The sequence below is a fragment of the Actinacidiphila sp. bgisy167 genome (assembly GCF_057707665.1).
Genome location: NZ_JBYIQP010000046.1, coordinates 21,245 through 37,857 on the forward strand (window position 1 = coordinate 21,245; position 16,613 = coordinate 37,857).

Annotated in this window: 15 protein-coding genes; 9 read left to right on the forward strand and 6 right to left on the reverse strand. The window is 74.9% G+C overall.

What is annotated here, in order from left to right; translation table 11 throughout:
* Positions 1–7: 7 nt before the first annotated feature.
* Complete coding sequence (locus AC3ET4_RS18520) at positions 8–1,363, forward strand: acyl-CoA synthetase (protein ID WP_431950683.1); 1,356 nt, start codon at positions 8–10, stop codon at positions 1,361–1,363.
* A 74-nt stretch (positions 1,364–1,437) separates the two neighbouring features.
* Positions 1,438–2,313 (forward strand): MurR/RpiR family transcriptional regulator, encoded by an 876-nt coding sequence (locus AC3ET4_RS18525; protein WP_431950685.1) that lies wholly within the window; start codon positions 1,438–1,440, stop codon positions 2,311–2,313.
* Between the two features lie 25 nt (positions 2,314–2,338).
* Here AC3ET4_RS18525 and AC3ET4_RS18530 read toward each other — a convergent pair whose 3' ends face one another.
* The 3 genes from AC3ET4_RS18530 to AC3ET4_RS18540 form a co-directional block, all read right to left on the reverse strand.
* Complete coding sequence (locus AC3ET4_RS18530) at positions 2,339–3,559, reverse strand: cytochrome P450 (RefSeq protein WP_431950687.1); 1,221 nt, start codon at positions 3,557–3,559, stop codon at positions 2,339–2,341.
* Positions 3,560–3,639: 80 nt separating this feature from the next.
* Complete coding sequence (locus AC3ET4_RS18535; protein ID WP_431950689.1) at positions 3,640–5,004, reverse strand: NAD(P)/FAD-dependent oxidoreductase; 1,365 nt, start codon at positions 5,002–5,004, stop codon at positions 3,640–3,642.
* Complete coding sequence (locus AC3ET4_RS18540; protein ID WP_431950691.1) at positions 4,994–5,203, reverse strand: ferredoxin; 210 nt, start codon at positions 5,201–5,203, stop codon at positions 4,994–4,996. The genes AC3ET4_RS18535 and AC3ET4_RS18540 overlap by 11 nt, the downstream gene beginning before the upstream one ends.
* A gap of 157 nt (positions 5,204–5,360) precedes the next feature.
* On the opposite strand from AC3ET4_RS18540, the gene AC3ET4_RS18545 reads away from it, so the two are divergent.
* Positions 5,361–5,945 carry a hypothetical protein gene (locus tag AC3ET4_RS18545; protein WP_431950732.1) on the forward strand — a complete coding sequence of 195 codons (585 nt, stop codon included), beginning with the start codon at positions 5,361–5,363 and terminating at the stop codon, positions 5,943–5,945.
* A 41-nt stretch (positions 5,946–5,986) separates the two neighbouring features.
* Here the strand turns inward: AC3ET4_RS18545 and AC3ET4_RS18550 are convergent, their stop codons facing one another.
* Positions 5,987–7,276 carry a type III PLP-dependent enzyme domain-containing protein gene (locus AC3ET4_RS18550; protein ID WP_431950693.1) on the reverse strand — a complete coding sequence of 430 codons (1,290 nt, stop codon included), beginning with the start codon at positions 7,274–7,276 and terminating at the stop codon, positions 5,987–5,989.
* A gap of 356 nt (positions 7,277–7,632) precedes the next feature.
* On the opposite strand from AC3ET4_RS18550, the gene hutU reads away from it, so the two are divergent.
* Genes hutU through hutI form a run of 4 tightly spaced genes read left to right on the forward strand, consistent with a single transcriptional unit; the run spans position 7,633 to position 13,065 of the window.
* The gene (gene hutU / locus AC3ET4_RS18555) at positions 7,633–9,336 is read left to right on the forward strand and encodes a urocanate hydratase (RefSeq protein ID WP_431950695.1); all 1,704 of its coding nucleotides are present in this window, start codon (positions 7,633–7,635) and stop codon (positions 9,334–9,336) included.
* A complete protein-coding gene (locus tag AC3ET4_RS18560) occupies positions 9,333–10,541 on the forward strand; it encodes an allantoate amidohydrolase (RefSeq protein WP_431950697.1) in 1,209 nt (402 codons plus the stop codon). Before hutU ends, AC3ET4_RS18560 begins: the two co-directional genes overlap by 4 nt.
* The gene (locus AC3ET4_RS18565) at positions 10,538–11,896 is read left to right on the forward strand and encodes a formimidoylglutamate deiminase (RefSeq protein WP_431950734.1); all 1,359 of its coding nucleotides are present in this window, start codon (positions 10,538–10,540) and stop codon (positions 11,894–11,896) included. The genes AC3ET4_RS18560 and AC3ET4_RS18565 overlap by 4 nt, the downstream gene beginning before the upstream one ends.
* Complete coding sequence (gene hutI, locus AC3ET4_RS18570; protein ID WP_431950699.1) at positions 11,893–13,065, forward strand: imidazolonepropionase; 1,173 nt, start codon at positions 11,893–11,895, stop codon at positions 13,063–13,065. Before AC3ET4_RS18565 ends, hutI begins: the two co-directional genes overlap by 4 nt.
* 121 nt (positions 13,066–13,186) lie before the next feature.
* Here the strand turns inward: hutI and AC3ET4_RS18575 are convergent, their stop codons facing one another.
* Positions 13,187–14,071: an RNA polymerase sigma factor SigF gene (locus tag AC3ET4_RS18575; RefSeq protein WP_431950701.1), complete on the reverse strand. Its 885-nt coding sequence runs from the start codon at positions 14,069–14,071 to the stop codon at positions 13,187–13,189.
* A 187-nt stretch (positions 14,072–14,258) separates the two neighbouring features.
* On the opposite strand from AC3ET4_RS18575, the gene AC3ET4_RS18580 reads away from it, so the two are divergent.
* Both AC3ET4_RS18580 and AC3ET4_RS18585 read left to right on the forward strand, forming a co-directional pair.
* Positions 14,259–14,627 (forward strand): STAS domain-containing protein, encoded by a 369-nt coding sequence (locus AC3ET4_RS18580; RefSeq protein WP_431950703.1) that lies wholly within the window; start codon positions 14,259–14,261, stop codon positions 14,625–14,627.
* Between the two features lie 139 nt (positions 14,628–14,766).
* A complete protein-coding gene (locus tag AC3ET4_RS18585; protein ID WP_431950705.1) occupies positions 14,767–15,270 on the forward strand; it encodes an ATP-binding protein in 504 nt (167 codons plus the stop codon).
* A gap of 156 nt (positions 15,271–15,426) precedes the next feature.
* On the opposite strand, the gene AC3ET4_RS18590 is transcribed toward AC3ET4_RS18585, so the two are convergent.
* A complete protein-coding gene (locus AC3ET4_RS18590; RefSeq protein WP_431950707.1) occupies positions 15,427–16,611 on the reverse strand; it encodes a dipeptidase in 1,185 nt (394 codons plus the stop codon).
* Positions 16,612–16,613 lie beyond the last annotated feature (2 nt).

Sequence of the window (16,613 nt, forward strand, 5' to 3'; positions counted from 1 at the left end):
TCGTGCCGTGACCGGATCCGCGCCGCGCCTGCTGACCGCGCTCCACCACGCCCCGGCCGACCGCCCCGACGCGGTCACCGTGGACGGACGCACGTGCTCGCGGGAGGAGTTGCTCGGCGCCGCGGGCGCCTTCGCGGCACGTGTCGCGGGGGCCCCGGCGGTGGCGGTGCGGGCGGCGGCGTCCCTGGAGACGGTGGTGGCGGTCGTCGGCGGGCTCCTGGCGGGCGTCCCGGTGGTGCCGGTGCCGCCCGACGCGGGTCCGGCCGAGCGGGACCACATCCTGCGCGACTCCGGGGCGGTGCAGGCGCCCCCGGCCGTCCTCACCGAGCGCCGGTCCTGGGACGGCCCCGAGCCGGGCCCGGACGCCACGGCCCTGGTCCTGTACACCTCGGGCACCACCGGGCCGCCCAAGGGCGCGCTCGTGCCGCGCCGTGCGATCGCCGCCGACCTGGACGCCCTCGCCGGGGCCTGGGAGTGGACGGCCGAGGACACCCTCGTCCACGGGCTGCCGTTGTTCCATGTGCACGGTCTGGTGCTCGGCGTGCTGGGCGCGCTGCGCATCGGGAGCCGTCTGGTCCACACCGGCCGCCCGACGCCGCAGGCGTACGCGGCGGCGGGCGGCAGCCTGTACTTCGGGGTGCCGACCGTCTGGGGCCGGGTCGCGGCGGACCCGGACGCGGCGCGGGAGCTGAGCGGCGCCCGGCTGCTGGTGTCGGGCAGCGCGCCGCTTCCGGCGCCGGTCTTCCGCGACCTGGAGACGCTGACCGGGCAGCGGCCCGTGGAGCGGTACGGCATGACGGAGACCCTGATCACGATCAGCACGCGGGCGGGCGGCGAGCGGCGCCCGGGCTCCGTGGGGCTGCCGCTGGCAGGGATCCGCACCCGCGTCGCCGCGGAGCCGGGCGCGGAGATCGGCGAGCTCCAGCTCACCGGGCCCACTCTCTTCGACGGCTATCTGGGCAGGCCGGAGGCGACCGCGGCCTCGTACACCGGGGACGGCTGGTTCCGTACCGGGGACATCGCGGCGATCGAGCCGGGCGGCATGCACCGCATCGTCGGCCGGGCGTCCACCGACCTGATCAAGTCCGGTGGCTACCGGATCGGAGCCGGCGAGGTGGAGAACGCCCTGCTGGACCACCCCGCGGTGCGCGAGGCGGCCGTCGTGGGCGTCCCGCACGCCGATCTCGGCCAGGAGATCGTGGCCTACGTGGTGGCGGACGGCGCCGTCGGCGAGCGCGAGCTGATCGACTTCGTGGCCGCCCACCTGTCGGTGCACAAGCGCCCGCGCCGGGTCCGCTTCATGGACGAGCTGCCGCGCAACGCGATGGGCAAGCCGCAGAAGAAGCTGCTGCCGCCCGTGTGAGCCGGGCGCCTTGCCACTCTGCATGGAATCATGCAGAGTCATCGGCACATGAATGGCCGAGCGGGGAGGGCGCCATGGCCACCGAGGACCTCACGGGAGCCGGCGGGACCGACTCCGCGTCGGCGCGGCTGGTGAAGCTCTTCGAAGCGCATCGGCTCACCCCCACCCAGCGCCGCATCGCCCACTGCCTCGTCCGCCGGGCGGATGACGCGCCCTTCCTGTCCAGCGTCGAGGTCGCCGAACTGGCCGGGGTCAGCCAGCCCTCCGTGACGCGCTTCGCCGTGGCGCTGGGCTTCGACGGCTACCCGGCGCTCCGCCGCCACCTGCGCGAGGTCGCGCCCACCGCGGCGGGGCGGGGGGCGCCGGCCGGGGACGCGTACAACGAGTACCAGGAAGCGGTGCAGGCCGAGATCGAGAACCTGCGGCACCTCGCCGCGCTGCTCGCCGATCCGGCTCCCGTGGCCCGCGCGGGCGCCCTGATCGCCGCCTCCCGGCCGCTGCCCGTGCTGGGGCTGCGTGCCGCGGCCGCCCAGGCCCGCGGCTTCGGCTACTTCGCGGCCAAGGTGCATCCCGACGTCCGCGTCCTCGACGAGGGCGGCAGCATGCTCTCCGACCGCGTCGACGCGGCCGTGCGGGCCGGTGCGAGTGCCCTGCTGTGCTTCGCGCTGCCACGGCATCCGCGGGAGGTGGTCGAGGCGCTGGAGTACGCGCGCGCTGTCGGGCTCACCGTCGTCACGGTCGCCGACAGCGCCTTCGCGCCGGTCGCCGCGCACTCCGACGTCCTCCTTCCGGCGGCTGTCGGAACGGGGCTGGCCTTCGACACCGCGTGCGCGCCCATGCTGCTCGGGCGGGTGCTGCTGGAGGCCATGTGCGACGGGTTGCCGGAGGCGCAGGCGCGGTTGGAGGAGTTCGACGCCAAGGCGGCGGCGCGGGGGCTGTTCGTCGAGTGACGGGAGCCGGCGGTCGGGGGCGGCGTCAGGTGTGTGCGGGGTCGTGCTCCACGAGCAGATGGCGGGGACCGCGCAGCACGGGGCTGCGGCGGTACGGCGGCGGGTCGTCCACCAGGCGGAGGCCGTCCAGCTCGCGCAGCAGGGTGCTGAGGGCGATCTGCGCCTCCAACCGGGCGAGCGGCGCCCCGAAGCAGCTGTGGACGCCGCTGCCGAAGCCCAGGTGCTGGTTGTCGGTGCGCCGCGGGTCGAACCGGTCGGGGTCGCGGAACCGCTGAGGATCGCGGCTGCCGGAGGCGAGCACCAGGACCAGCGGCGCTCCCCTGGGCACGGTGACCCCCGCGATCTCGACGTCCACCAGTGGGGTGCGCTGCGGCAGCATGTGCACGGGCGGCTCGAACCGCAGCAGTTCCTCGACCGCCCGCGGCATCAGGTGCGGGTCGCTGCGCAGCATTGCGAGCTGGTCGGGCCTGCGCAGCAGGGTGAGCATGCCGTTGGTGATCAGGTTGACCGTGGTCTCGTGGCCGGCGACGAGCAGCAGGACCGCGGTGACCATGAGCTCGACCGGGGTCAGCCCGCCGTCCGGGTCCTGGTCGTCGACGAAGGCCGACAGCAGGTCGTCGGAGGGTTTGCCGCGCCGGCCCTCGGCGAGTCCGCCCAGGTAGAGGCCCATCGCCCGGCGGGCCTCGGTGGCGGCCCTGGTGCGCTCGGTGGGGTCCTCGTCGGGGTCGAGGTCCAGTCCGCCGACGATCGCGTCCGACCAGCCGCGGAACATCGGCTCGTCCTCCTGGGGCACGCCCAGCAGCCGGCAGATCACGGTGACGGGCAGGGGGTAGGCGAAGTCGTCGACGATGTCGACGCGCTGCCTGGTGCGCAGTCCGGCGGCGAGTTCGTCGGCGATGCGGACGATCTCGTCGTGCATGGCGTCGATCCGGCCGGGGGTGTGCGGCGGGCCGAAGGGGCGCATCGCGATGCGGCGGAGCCGGTCGTGCTCGGGGTCGTCGAGGCCGATGAAGGCCGGCGCCAGCTCCCCGGCCAGCCGGGCCTCCTCCGGGTCGCTGCGCAGGCGCCGGTCGGAGCTGATCCTGGGGTCGTGGAGCAGGGCCGTGATCTCGTGGTACGTGCCCACGAGATAGCTGCCGTCGTCCTGCGGCGCCACCTTGTGCTCGCGCAGTTCGGCATAGAGCGGGTACGGATCGGGCCGGTTGGCGTAGTCGGTGATCCTCCGGAACAGGGTGTCCGCAGCCATGGGCGGCAGCTCCTTGTCGTCGTGGGCCGCGGTGTCCGCAGGCCGCGGCCCGTCGGCGGGGTGGTGGGCGGCGGCGGGCGTCAGCCGCCGGGCCGCACCAGGGTCAGGCGCCGGTCGGGCATGTGGCCGGTGAGGGCGACCGTCGGGCCGTGCGAGAGCACCGCGGGGTCGGGTACGTCGGACGGCAGGGGGATCATCGGGGTCGTCCGGTCGGCGGCGCCGGGCTCCGGGGGGAACGGCGCGGCCGTCTCGATCAGGTTCTGGTAGTAGTCCAGCCACTTGGCGCGGTTCACCGACACCGCCGCCGTGACGCGGCCCTTGTACCCGTAGACGACGACCAGCCGGGCCTCGCGCAGCGAGCCCTGCGCGACGACGACCTGGTCGGAGTAGGTGGGCACGCCCACCGACTTGATGTTGTGGCCGAACTGGCTGGACCAGAAGGCCGGCACCGCCAGGTGCGGCCGCCGGAACGGACCCTCGCTGACCATGTTGTGCGCCGCGACCTCGGCCTGTGCCACCGCGTTGCCCCAGTGCTCCAGGGCGAGCAGCTGGTAGCCGAAGAGCGGGTGCGGGAAGCGGGCCACGTCCCCGGCGACGAACACGTCGTCGGTGACGATGCCGTACATGTCGAAGGCGCGGCAGCCTGCGTCGCAGGTCACGCCACGCGGGCCGGCGGCCAGGCCGGACTCGGCCAGCCACTCGGTGTTGCGGACGGCGCCGAGGGCGACCACCGCCACATCCGCCTCGATGGTGCTCCCGTCGGAGAGCCGGGCCCCGGTGAGCCGGCCGTCGCCCTCCAGCGAGGTGACCTGCACCCCGCAGCGGAGGTCCACGCCGTGCCTGCGGTGCATCTCGGCGGCGACCGCGCCGAGCGTGCCGCCGAGTGCTCCCACCAGGGGTGCGGGGCCGCGCTCGACCACCGTCACGGGCAGGTCGCGTTCCCGGCAGGCCGAGGCGATCTCCGAGCCGGTGAAGCCGGCGCCGATCACCAGCACGCGCCGCGGTCCGGCGTCCAGCCGCTGCGCGAGCCCGGCGGCGTCGTCGCTGGTCCGCAGCGTGAACACGCCGTCCAGGGCGGCCTCGGCGGGGACCGGCCAGGGGCGGGCGCGGGTGCCGGTGGCGATCAGCAGGCGGTCGTAGGGCAGTTCCTCGCCGTTCGCGAGGAAGACCCGCTTGCCGACGCCGTCGACGCCCGTCGCCGCGACGCCCAGCTTCCACCGCGCGTCCACCGGGCGGCGGGCCGGAAGCCCGGTCTGCGACGCGGGCACCCGGCCGAGCAGCACCTGCTTGGACAGCGGGGGCCGGTCGTACGGCGGGTGGGGCTCGTCGCCCACGAGGGTCAGCGAGCCCTCGAACCCCTCGTCGCGCAGCGTCTCGGCGGCGCGGAGGCCGGCCAGGGAGGCGCCGACGACGACGATGCGCCCGTCACGCAGCTCACCGGACATCGGTACCCGCCGCCCCGCCGACGAGGATGGCCTGCACCGGGCACGCCACCGCGGCCCGGTGGACGCGCTCGCGCTGCTCGTCCGGAACGGCCGGGACGTACAGCAGCGCCTCCTCGCCGTGCAGTTCGAAGACCTCCGGAGCGAGGAACGCGCACTGCGCGTACGCCTGGCAGCGATTGAGGTCGACCACGATGTTCATCGGCACCACTCCAGCCCCTCAGGCCCCTGCTCTCAGTCGTAGCACTGCCTCCCCGGGCCCGCACGCGGTGCCGTACTCACGGAATCTTGCTGTTTCGTGAGTAACCTCCCTGCCCAGCACACTCGAACGAGCCGTGAGCGAGAAGGAGGAGGCAGCGGTGGTGCGCGGAGCGTATGTGCTGGCGCGGGTGGCGGTCCTGGTGCGGGTGCCGGCGCGGTGGTTGTGGTGGCTGGGTGTCGTGGCGGCGGGCGTCGGGGCCTGCGTGCCCGGACTGACCGGCCGCCGGATCGGCGTGCTGGGCGGGGCGGCGCTCTTCGTCGTCGCCGCGGTGGTGGCCTTCCTGGTGCGCCGACGGCGCTACACGGCCCTCGCGGAGGCGGCCGGGCGCGCGCCCCGCGCCGTCCTCCTGCAGGACCGCCGGGTCACCGCGCGCTCCTGGGCCCGGGCCCGGCGGTGGTGGCTGCTCGGGGCGTTCGCCGTGGCCGTCGCGTCCAGTGCGGCCGCGCCCGCGGCGGCGGGGATGCTGCTCGCGGGCGTCGGGGCGGGGCTGTGGGCCAAGGCGGTGAGCCTCGGGCGCTGGGAGAGGGCGCACGACACGCTGCTGTGGGTCCGGCCCGAGCACGCGGGACGCGGTCCCGCCGCCCGGTCCGTCCCCGGTTACGAGGCCACCGGCCCGGTGGCCGGCGGCGCAGCCCCGGGCGGTGTGCCGCGCCGCCGTGCCGGCGTGGCGGCGGCCCGCTGAGCCGTTCGGGTGACGGCCCGGCCGCCCGCGCGGGCGGCCGGTCAGCCGCCGCTCTCCCGGACGAGGTCCTCGAGGGTCTGGGCGGCGCGCAGGGTGGTGAAGTCCGGGCCGGGGCCGCGGTAGCCGTGGACGGCGGGGCGGGGCAGCGAGTTGTAGGCGAAGTGCGTCGAGAAGTAGTACGCCCCCGTGTCGGGCAGCGCCACGAGGTCGCCCTCGGCGAGCAGCGGCAGTTCGCGGGCTGTCGCGACGAGGTCGCCGGCGAAGCAGCACGGCCCGGCGACGTCCTGGACGACAGCGGCGCCGCGCTTGGGGTGTCCCTGCGGGTCGAGGGCCAGCACCCGCAGCGGCCAGGCGCCGGGCGCGAAGACGGTGCGCGTGGCGACCTGGGCGCCGGCGTGCGTCACGGCGATCGCGCGGCCCCCCGCGGTCTTGGCGTACTCCACGCGCGCCAGGATCGTGCCCTGCTTGGCCACCAGTGACCGCCCGAACTCGGTGACCAGCGCGTACCGCCCGTCGAAGAGCCCCGGCACGGCGGCGCGCAGCACGTCGGCGTAGGCGCGAAAGCCGGGCCGGACCTCGTCGGAGGCGAAGTTGACCGGCAGGCCGCCGCCGATGTCGAGGGTGGTGACCTGCCGGCGTCCGGCCGCCGCGTTGATCCGCTCGGCGAGCGCGTACGCCGCGCGGACCCCGGCGGCCATCAGCTCCAGGGGTACGCCCTGCGACCCGGTGTGGGTGTGCAGCCGGGTGAGCCAGGGGCGGTCGAGATAGGCCCGGACCACCCAGTCCGCCGCGCCCTCGTCGCGCAGGGCGACGCCGAACTTCGACGTGGCGGTGGCCGTGCTCATCGCCCCGATGCGCCCCGCGCCGACCTGGGGGTTGACCCGCAGGCCCAGCGGGGCGGAGGTGGTGCCGGGCGGCACGAGCCGGTCCAGGCGCGCCAGTTCCTGCGCGTTGTCGGCGTTTAGGGCGATGCCGAGGCCGAGCGCCTCCCGCAGCTCGTCCGGGGTCTTGGCCGGGGAGTCCAGCACGATCGAGCCGGGGGGCACGCCGGCCGCCCGGGCCAGGGCGAGCTCTCCGGGGCTGGCGACCTCCGCGCCGATGCCCTCCTCTGCCAGCAGCCGCAGCACCGGCACCAGGGAGGCCGCCTTGACGGCGAAGGTGTGCGTGATGTCCACACCGGGGGTCGCGAAGGCCGTCCGCAGGTCGGCGGCGGCCGCCCGCACCCCGTCCAGGTCGAGCAGCCCGACCACGGGTCTGCCCGGTCCGACCAGTCCCCGCTCGACCGCCGCGCGCAGTGCCCGTTCCCGCCGTGCCGCAGGTTCCTCGGTCATACGTTCATCGTCCCAGGCCGGGCCGTCCGGGGCCGGGCGCGCGCGGGCGCGGGGGCCCGGCTGCCCGGGCGGGAGGCCGCGGTGACGGGGCTGGGTGCGGCTGCCGGGGCTGGTGCGGCGCGGGAGCCGCCCTGCCGCTCGTCCACGGCCGCGTCCCACACGACGCGGGCGGGGGGTGGCAGGTCCTCAGGGCCGCGAAGCCGTGAGCCGCGCGCTCTCGGCGGGTACGACGAGCACGTGGGGGAGCGGTCATGCCGCGCCCGTCGGCCGTCCGGGAGGAGCGCGCATCTGTTGACTGGAGGTATTCAGCAGACCAGGATGTGAATGACCTAATCCAGTCGCGAGGAGGCAGGGGCATGACCGGAACCGGTGCCGGACCGAGGACCGTACGCGCACCGCGCGGCAGCGCGCTCACCGCGCAGGGCTGGCAGCAGGAAGCCGCGCTGCGCATGCTGCAGAACAACCTCGACCCCGAGGTCGCCGAGCACCCCGAGAAGCTCGTCGTCTACGGCGGCACCGGCAAGGCCGCCCGCGACTGGCGGTCCTTCGACGCGATGGTGCGCACCCTCCAGGGGCTCAAGCAGGACGAGACGATGCTCGTCCAGTCCGGCCGCCCGGTCGGCGTGATGCAGACCCACGAGTGGGCGCCGCGCGTGCTGATCGCCAACTCCAACCTCGTCGGCGACTGGGCCACCTGGGAGGAGTTCCGCCGCCTGGAGGCGCTGGGCCTGACCATGTACGGCCAGATGACGGCCGGTTCGTGGATCTACATCGGCACCCAGGGCATCCTCCAGGGCACCTACGAGACCTTCGCCGCCGTCGCGGAGAAGAAGTTCGGCGGCAGCCTGGCCGGCACCATCACCCTCACGGCCGGTCTCGGCGGCATGGGCGGCGCCCAGCCGCTCGCCGTCACCATGAACGGCGGCGTCGCGATCTGCGTCGACTGCGACCCGCGCGCCATCGAGCGCCGTATCGAGCACCGCTACCTGGACGTGCGCGCCGACTCCCTGGAGCACGCGCTCGCGCTCGCCACCGAAGCGCGCGACCAGCGCAAGCCGCTGAGCATCGGCGTCCTCGGCAACGCCGCCGAGCTGGTGCCGCAGCTGCTGGCCATGGACGCGCCCATCGACGTCGTCACCGACCAGACCTCCGCCCACGACCCGCTCGCGTACCTGCCGATCGGCGTCGACTTCGAGGACATGGCCGCGTACGCCGCCGAGAAGCCCGCCGAGTTCACCCAGCGCGCCCGCGAGGCGATGGCGAAGCACGTCGAGGCCATGGTCGGCTTCATGGACGCGGGCGCCGAGGTCTTCGACTACGGCAACTCCATCCGCGGCGAGGCCCAGCTCGCGGGCTACGAGCGGGCGTTCGCGTTCCCCGGCTTCGTCCCGGCCTACATCCGCCCGCTGTTCTGCGAGGGCAAGGGCCCCTTCCGCTGGGCGGCGCTGTCCGGCGACCCGGCCGACATCGCCAAGACCGACAAGGCGATCCTCGAACTCTTCCCGGAGAACGAGTCGCTGGCCCGCTGGATCCGCATGGCCGGTGAGCGCGTCCACTTCCAGGGCCTGCCCGCGCGCATCTGCTGGCTCGGTTACGGCGAGCGCGACAAGGCCGGCGAGCGCTTCAACGAGATGGTCGCCGACGGCACCCTGGCCGCCCCGGTCGTCATCGGCCGCGACCACCTCGACGCCGGCTCCGTCGCCTCCCCGTACCGCGAGACCGAGGCCATGCTCGACGGCTCCGACGCCATCGCCGACTGGCCGCTGCTCAACGCGATGGTCAACGTCGCCTCCGGCGCCTCCTGGGTCTCCCTCCACCACGGAGGCGGCGTCGGCATCGGCCGCTCGATCCACGCCGGCCAGGTCACCGTCGCCGACGGCACCAAGCTGGCCGGCGAGAAGATCCGCCGCGTGCTCACCAACGACCCCGGCATGGGCGTCATCCGCCACGTCGACGCCGGGTACGAGCGCGCCGAGGAGGTCGCCGCCGAGCGCGGCGTGCGCGTGCCCATGCGCGAGGGCGGCCAGGGCGGCGAGGGCGCGGAAGGCGGGGAGGCGTGACCTCCTCGTTCCACGAGATGTGGACGGAGTTGCTGCCCATCGGCCGCGACTCCGGATCCGGCGGCTACCGCCGCTACGCCTGGACGGGCGCGGACACCGACTGCCGCGCCTGGTTCCGGGCGCAGGCCGAGTGCCGGGGCCTGACCTACGAGCTGGACCGCAACGGCAACCAGTGGGCCTGGCTCGGCGACCCTGCCGCCGGGGACGCCGTCGTCACCGGCTCGCACCTGGACTCGGTGCCCGACGGCGGCGCCTTCGACGGGCCGCTCGGCGTCGTGTCGTCCTTCGCGGCGCTGGACGAGCTGCGCGCCCGCGGCGCCGCCCCCGTCAGGCCGCTCGCGATCGTCAACTTCGGCGACGAGGAAGGCGCCCGCTTCGGCCTGGCCTGCGTGGGCTCCCGGCTGACGGCGGGACAGCTCACCGCCGACAAGGCCCGCGGGCTGCGCGACGGCGACGGCGTCACCCTCGCGCAGGCCATGGAACGCGCCGGCCACGACCCGGAGGCGATCGGCCCGGACCCCGAACGCCTGGGCCGCATCGGCGCGTTCGTCGAGCTCCACGTCGAGCAGGGCCGCTTCCTGGCCGACACCCCGCACGCCGTCGGCGTCGCCTCAGCCATCTGGCCGCACGGCCGCTGGCGGTTCGACTTCCACGGCGAGGCCAACCACGCGGGCACCACCCGCCTGGAGGACCGCCGCGACCCGATGCTGACCTACGCCAACACGGTGCTCGCCGCCCGCAAGAAGGCGCGGCTCGCCGGGGCGCTGGCCACCTTCGGCAAGGTCGGCGTCGAGCCCAACGGCGTCAACGCCATCGCCTCCCTCGTACGCGGCTGGCTGGACTCGCGCGCCGCCGACGAGGCCACCCTGGCCGAGGTCGTCGGCGAGATCGAGCGCGCCGCGGCCGAGCGGGGCGAACGCGACGGCGTCCGGGTCGAGGTCACCCGGGAGTCCTTCACCCCGGTCGTGGAGTTCGCGCACGGCCTGCGCGACGAGCTCGTCAAGCTGCTCGGGGAAGCGCCCGTGCTGCCGACCGGGGCGGGACACGACGCCGGCATCCTCTCCGAGGCCGTTCCGACCGCCATGCTGTTCGTGCGGAACCCCACCGGGGTCTCGCACTCCCCGGCCGAGACGGCCACCGAGGACGACTGCCTGGCCGGGGTGACCGCACTCACCGACGTACTGGAGGGCCTGGCGTGTCGCTGACGCCGCAGAGCTACTGGGCCGAGTACGCGTGGACGGGCGGCCGCGTCGAAGCGGGCGTGGTCCTCGACACCGCCGCCGACGGACGGATCGCCGCCGTGCGCACCGGGGCCGCCGCGCCGCCCGTCGGCGCGGTGGCGCTGCGCGGGCTCACCCTGCCGGGCCTGGCCAACGCGCACAGCCACGCCTTCCACCGGGCCCTGCGCGGCACCGTGCAGCAGGGCAGCGGCACCTTCTGGACCTGGCGCGAGGTCATGTACCGGGTGGCGGCCGCGCTCACCCCCGACACCTACTACGACCTCGCCCGCGCCGTGTACGCGGAGATGGCGCTGGCCGGCATCACCTGCGTCGGCGAGTTCCACTACGTCCACCACCGGCCCGGGGGCGCCCCCTACGACGAGCCCAACGCCATGGGCGAGGCGCTGGTCGCCGCCGCCGCCGAGGCCGGCATCCGCATCACCCTCCTCGACACCGCCTACCTCTCCTCCGGCTTCGGCGCGGCCCCCGAGCCGCACCAGCTGCGCTTCAGCGACGGCGACGCCGACGCCTGGGCCGAGCGCGCCGCCGCCCTCGCCGACCGCCCCCACGCGCGGATCGGCGCGGCCGTCCACTCGGTGCGCGCGGTCCCCGCCGCCCAGCTGGCCGCCGTCGCGCGCTGGGCCGAGGAGCGGCAGGCGCCGCTGCACGTCCACCTGTCCGAGCAGCCCGCCGAGAACGAGGCCTGCCTCGCGGCGCACGGTGTGACCCCCGCCCGGCTGCTCGCCGACCACGGCGTGCTGGGCCCGCGCACCTCGGCCGTGCACGCCACCCACCTCACCGACGAGGACATCGCGCTGCTCGGCGGCTCCGGCACCACCGTGTGCATGTGCCCCACCACCGAACGGGACCTGGCCGACGGCATCGGCCCGGCCAGGCGGCTGCAGGAGGCGGGCAGCCCGCTCAGCCTGGGCAGCGACAGCCACGCCGTGATCGACCTGTTCGAGGAGGCGCGGGCCATGGAGCTCGACGAGCGGCTGCGCACCCGCACCCGCGGCCACTGGAGCGCCGCCCAGCTGCTGCGCGCCGCCACCGCCGACGGCCACGCCTCCCTGGGCTGGGCCGACGCCGGGCGGCTGGAGGCCGGCGCGCTCGCCGACTTCACCACGATCGCGCTGGACAGCGTGCGCACCGCGGGCCCCGCGCCCGGGCTGGGCGCCGAGACCGCGGTCTTCGCGGCCACCGGCGCCGACGTCCGCCACACGGTGGTCGGCGGCCGCCACGTCGTCCGCGACGGCGCGCACCAGCTCGTCCACGACGTCGGTGCGGCGCTGGCCGCAGCGGTCTCCACCGTCACCGCCGCCGAAGGAAACCCGTCATGAGCAGCAGCGTCATCACCCGCATCGGCAGCCTGGTCACCAACGACCCGACGCTCGGGCAGGGCCCGCTCGGGCTGTTGGAGGACGCGGCGCTCGTCATCGACGGCGAGCACGTGGCCTGGGTCGGCCCCTCCGCCGCGGCGCCCGCCGCGGACGAGTCGTACGACGCGGGCGGGCGGGCCGTCCTCCCCGGCTTCGTCGACTCCCACTCGCACCTGGTCTTCGCCGGCGACCGCACCCGAGAGTTCAACGCCCGCATGTCGGGCCAGGCCTACACGGCGGGCGGCATCCGCACCACCGTCGCCGCGACCCGCGCGGCGAGCGACGAGGAGCTGCACGCCAACGTCGCCCGCTATGTCGCCGAGGCCCTGCGCCAGGGCACCACCACCATCGAGACCAAGTCCGGCTACGGCCTCACCCCGCACGACGAGGCCCGCGCCCTGCGCATCGCCGGCGCCTACGCCGACGAGGTCACCTTCCTCGGCGCGCACATCGTCGCCCCCGAGTACGCCGACGACCCGGCCGGCTACGTCGAACTGGTGACCGGCCCCATGCTCGACGTCTGCGCCCCGCACGCCCGCTGGGTCGACGTCTTCTGCGAGCGCGGCGCCTTCGACGGCGACCAGGCCCGTGCGATCCTCACCGCGGGCGCCGCCCGCGGCCTGGTCCCGCGCGTGCACGCCAACCAGCTCGGCCACGGCCCGGGCGTGCAGCTCGCCGTGGAGCTGGACGCGGCCTCCGCCGACCACTGCACGCACCTGACCGACGCCGACGTCGACGCGCTCGCCAACAGCCGCACGGTGGCGACGCTGCTGCCCGGCGCCGAGTTCTCCACCCGCGCGGTCTACCCCGACGCGCGGCGGCTGATCGACGCGGGCGTGACGGTGGCGCTGTCCACGGACTGCAACCCCGGCTCGTCCTTCACCACCTCCATGCCCTTCTGCGTGGCCGTCGCCGTCCGCGACATGCGGATGACCCCCGACGAGGCGGTGCGGGCCGCGACCCTGGGCGGGGCGCAGGCGCTGCGCCGGGACGACGTCGGACGGCTCAGCCCCGGAGCGCGGGCCGACCTGGTGGTGCTGGACGCCCCGTCGCACGTCCACCTCGCCTACCGGCCCGGTGTGCCGCTGGTGTCCGCCGTGTGGCGGCGCGGGGTGCGCGCGTCGGCCTGACCGCGCCGGTCCCGCCCCGGTCGTCCTGCTCGGTCGTCCTGCTCGGGACGGGCATGGGCATGCGGCGGGCCCGGTGAGAGACCCTCACCGGGCCCACCGCGCCGTACCGGGGGAGGCCGGGTCAGTCCTCCACGAGCAGCCCCCGCCGCAGCCGCCGCAGAGTGCGGCTGAGCAGCCGTGACACGTGCATCTGGGAGATGCCCAGCTCGGCGCCGATCTCGGACTGCGTCATGTTGCCCACGAAACGCAGCGAGAGGATCTGACGGTCCCGCGCCGGGAGCTCGGCGATCAGCGGCTTGAGGGACTCCACGTACTCGATCCCCTCCAGTCCGTGGTCCTCGTAGCCGATCCGGTCGGCGAGCGCGCCCTCGGAGTCGTCCTCCTCGGGCTGGGCGTCCAGCGAGCTCGCGGTGTACGCGTTGCTCGCGCTCATGCCCTCGATGACCTCCGCCTCGGTGATCTGCAGCCGCTCTGCCAGCTCGGCGACGGTCGGCGCGCGGTCGAGCTGCTGCGCGAGCTCGTCACCGGCCTTGGCCAGGTCCAGCCGCAACTCCTGCAGCCGCCGCGGGACCCGCACCGACCAGGAGGTGTCGCGGAAGAAGCGCTTGATCTCGCCGATGATGGTCGGCATGGCGAAGGTGGGGAACTCGACCCCGCGGCTCAGCTCGAAGCGGTCGATGGCCTTGATCAGCCCGATCGTGCCCACCTGGATGATGTCCTCGACCGGCTCGCTGCGCGAGCGGAACCGCGAGGCGGCGAACTTCACCAGGGCGAGGTTGAGCTCGACCAGGGTGTTGCGGACATAGCTGTACTCGTGGGTGCCCTCCTCCAGCGTCTCCAGGCGCTGGAACAGTGTCTTGGACAGGGCCCGTGCGTCCACCGGGCCCACTTCGTCGAAGGGCGGGATCTCCGGGAGGTCCTCCAGGCCCTCCGGAATCCCGTGTACCTCGTGAACGTCGGCCTCGGTGATCGCCGACGCGTCGTGCGCGTCGAGCCGGGGTGCCATGCTCTCCTCCCTCGGGTCGGCGGCAGGGCAAGCGGAGCGTGGAATTCAGCCCACACTCAACGCCTACCCCGTTCGCCGCGAATAGTGCAACCTGGGGGTAACCGATCCCGCACCGCCATCGGAGCGACAACCACCCGGGTGTAGGGTGCGGTGATGCAGACCGCCGAGACGTCCGGGAGGAGCGCGCATGGACCGCGAAACGGTCGACACCGCCGGGCGTGACCGGCTGCACGTTTCCGTTACGCGGCACGGAGCGACCGCTGTCGTGGCGCCCGCGGGCGAGCTCGACCACCACACCGCCGACCTGCTGCGCGAGCCGCTCGACGCGCTGGTCGAGGAGGGCTTCGGCAGCCTCGTGGTCGACTGCGCGCACCTGGAGTTCTGCGACTCCACCGGACTCAACGTCCTGCTCGGCACCAGGCTGAAGGCCGAGGCCGCGGGCGGCGCGGTCCATCTGGCCGGGATGCGGCCGGCCGTGGCCAAGGTCTTCGCCATCACCGGCGCCGAGGCCGTGTTCATCGTCCACGACTCTCTGGACGACGCGCTCAGGGAATGACCTCCGCGGCGTCCGTCCACGGCGTCGCCGTGGCATGCCCTGGTTCGTCCGCTCCGGAGGTGTTCACCGGAGCGACCCGGGCAGGAGAGACCTCGGGATCACTTCGGATACTGGCGGACATCGGTGAGTGGAGGCGCTGATGAGCACCACCCGGCCCCCTGCGGCCGACGACCGCGGCCCGGACCCGGGCGGTGCGGCCGAGCCGCCGCACACCCGGGGCCGGAACGCCGACGCCGAGGTACGCAGGCTGTCGCTGGCCGACGTGGCCGGCGTGGTGCCCAGCGCCCGTGACTTCACTCGGGAGGCCCTCCAGGAGTGGGGCTGGCTGCCGGCCGAGACCGCCGATCGCCGTGCGGCCGCCGAGGACGTCCTGCTCGTGGTCTCGGAACTGGTGACGAACGCCTGCCTGCACGCGGGCGGCCCGGAGGAGCTCCGGCTGTTCCGGCGGGCCAAGGCGCTGCGTCTGGAGGTCGCCGACGGTGGCGTCGGCAGCCCCGCCCCGCGCACTCCGCACCGGGCCGGACGGCCGGGCGGGCACGGGATGTTCATAGTGCAGCGGCTCTGCCTGGACTGGGGGGTCGTCCGCCACGGCGACGGCCGGCCGGGCAAGACGGTGTGGGCCGAGGTCGCCGCCCCCGCCTGAACCACCGCCCCCGCCTGAACGGCGGCCCACCCGGGTGCAGGCCGGGCCACCGCCCCGCACAGCGCCCGTGTCCAGCACAGCCCGGCACACCACCGGCCGGGCCGGCGACGCAGAGGCGCGGCCCGGGGCGGTCGTGTGACGGCGCCCAGCCGGCGCCTAGCCGTCCAGGTCCTCGATGCAGGCCGTGGAGGGACCGCGCTTGCCCACGAGTCCCGCCGCCACCGATTCGGCGTCGCGCAGCACCCGGACGGCGTTCCGCCACGCCAGCTTCCCGAGGTCGTCCCCGGACCAGCCCCGGCGCAGGAGTTCGGCGAACAGCCGCGGGTAGCCCGAGACGTCGTCCAGGCCCTCGGGGAGGTAGGCGACGCCGTCGTAGTCGCCCCCGAGGCCGAGGTGGTCGACGCCGGCGACCTCGCGCATGTGGTCGAGGTGGTCCGCGACGGTGCCGATGTCCGCGACCGGCCGGGGGTGCCGCTCCGCGTAGGCCTCGTGGACGGCCCGCGCCTTCGGGGACTGGTCGAGCGGGTGCAGGCCGTGGGCCTTCATGTTCTCGTTCGCGCCGACGATCCACTGCGCCGCCGCCGGCAGGATGAACTGCGGCACGAAGGTGGCCATCGCGACGCCCCCGTTGCGGGGCAGCTGTTCCAGGACGTCGTCGGGGATGTTGCGGACGTGGTCGCAGACGGCGCGTGAGGAGGAGTGCGAGAAGAGCACCGGGGCCTCGCTGACGCGCAGCGCCGCCCGCATCGTCCCCGGCGAGACGTGGGACAGGTCGACCAGCATGCCGAGGCGGTTCATCTCGCGGACGACCTCCTCGCCGAACGCGGTCAGACCGCCGTGCCGGGCCTCGTCCGTGGCGGAGTCCGCCCAGTCGATGGTGTCGTTGTGGGTGAGCGTCATGTACCGCACGCCCAGCGTGTGCAGCATCCGCAGCACCCCGAGGGAGTTTGCGATGCTGTGCCCACCCTCGGCGCCCATGAGGGAGGCGATGCGCCCCTCGGCGCGGGCGGCCTCCATGTCGTCCGCCGTCACCGCGAGCCGCAGCGCGTCCGGGTGCCGGTCCACCAGCCGCAGCACGCAGTCGATCTGCTCCAGGACGGCGGTGACGGCGTCGCCCCCGGTGAGGTCGGTGCGGACGTACACCGACCAGAACTGCGCGCCGACACGGCCCGCCCGCAGCCGGGGGATGTCGGTGTGCAGATGGGTGGACTGGTCGCCGGCGATGTCCCGCCGCTCGAGGTCGTAGCGGACCTGCTCGCGCAGCCGCCACGGGAGGTCGTTGTGGCCGTCCACCACCGGGTGGGCGCTGAGCAGCTCCTGTGCGCGTGCGAGCAGGTCCATGG

Coding starts and splice junctions, on each gene's coding strand:
- AC3ET4_RS18525 (WP_431950685.1), top strand. CDS start 1,438: ATGGCCACCGAGGACCTCACGGGAGCCGGCGGGACCGACTCCGCGTCG.
- AC3ET4_RS18530 (WP_431950687.1), bottom strand. CDS start 3,559: ATGGCTGCGGACACCCTGTTCCGGAGGATCACCGACTACGCCAACCGG.
- AC3ET4_RS18535 (WP_431950689.1), bottom strand. CDS start 5,004: ATGTCCGGTGAGCTGCGTGACGGGCGCATCGTCGTCGTCGGCGCCTCC.
- AC3ET4_RS18540 (WP_431950691.1), bottom strand. CDS start 5,203: ATGAACATCGTGGTCGACCTCAATCGCTGCCAGGCGTACGCGCAGTGC.
- AC3ET4_RS18550 (WP_431950693.1), bottom strand. CDS start 7,276: ATGACCGAGGAACCTGCGGCACGGCGGGAACGGGCACTGCGCGCGGCG.
- hutU (WP_431950695.1), top strand. CDS start 7,633: ATGACCGGAACCGGTGCCGGACCGAGGACCGTACGCGCACCGCGCGGC.
- hutI (WP_431950699.1), top strand. CDS start 11,893: ATGAGCAGCAGCGTCATCACCCGCATCGGCAGCCTGGTCACCAACGAC.
- AC3ET4_RS18575 (WP_431950701.1), bottom strand. CDS start 14,071: ATGGCACCCCGGCTCGACGCGCACGACGCGTCGGCGATCACCGAGGCC.
- AC3ET4_RS18580 (WP_431950703.1), top strand. CDS start 14,259: ATGGACCGCGAAACGGTCGACACCGCCGGGCGTGACCGGCTGCACGTT.
- AC3ET4_RS18585 (WP_431950705.1), top strand. CDS start 14,767: ATGAGCACCACCCGGCCCCCTGCGGCCGACGACCGCGGCCCGGACCCG.
- AC3ET4_RS18590 (WP_431950707.1), bottom strand. CDS start 16,611: ATGGACCTGCTCGCACGCGCACAGGAGCTGCTCAGCGCCCACCCGGTG.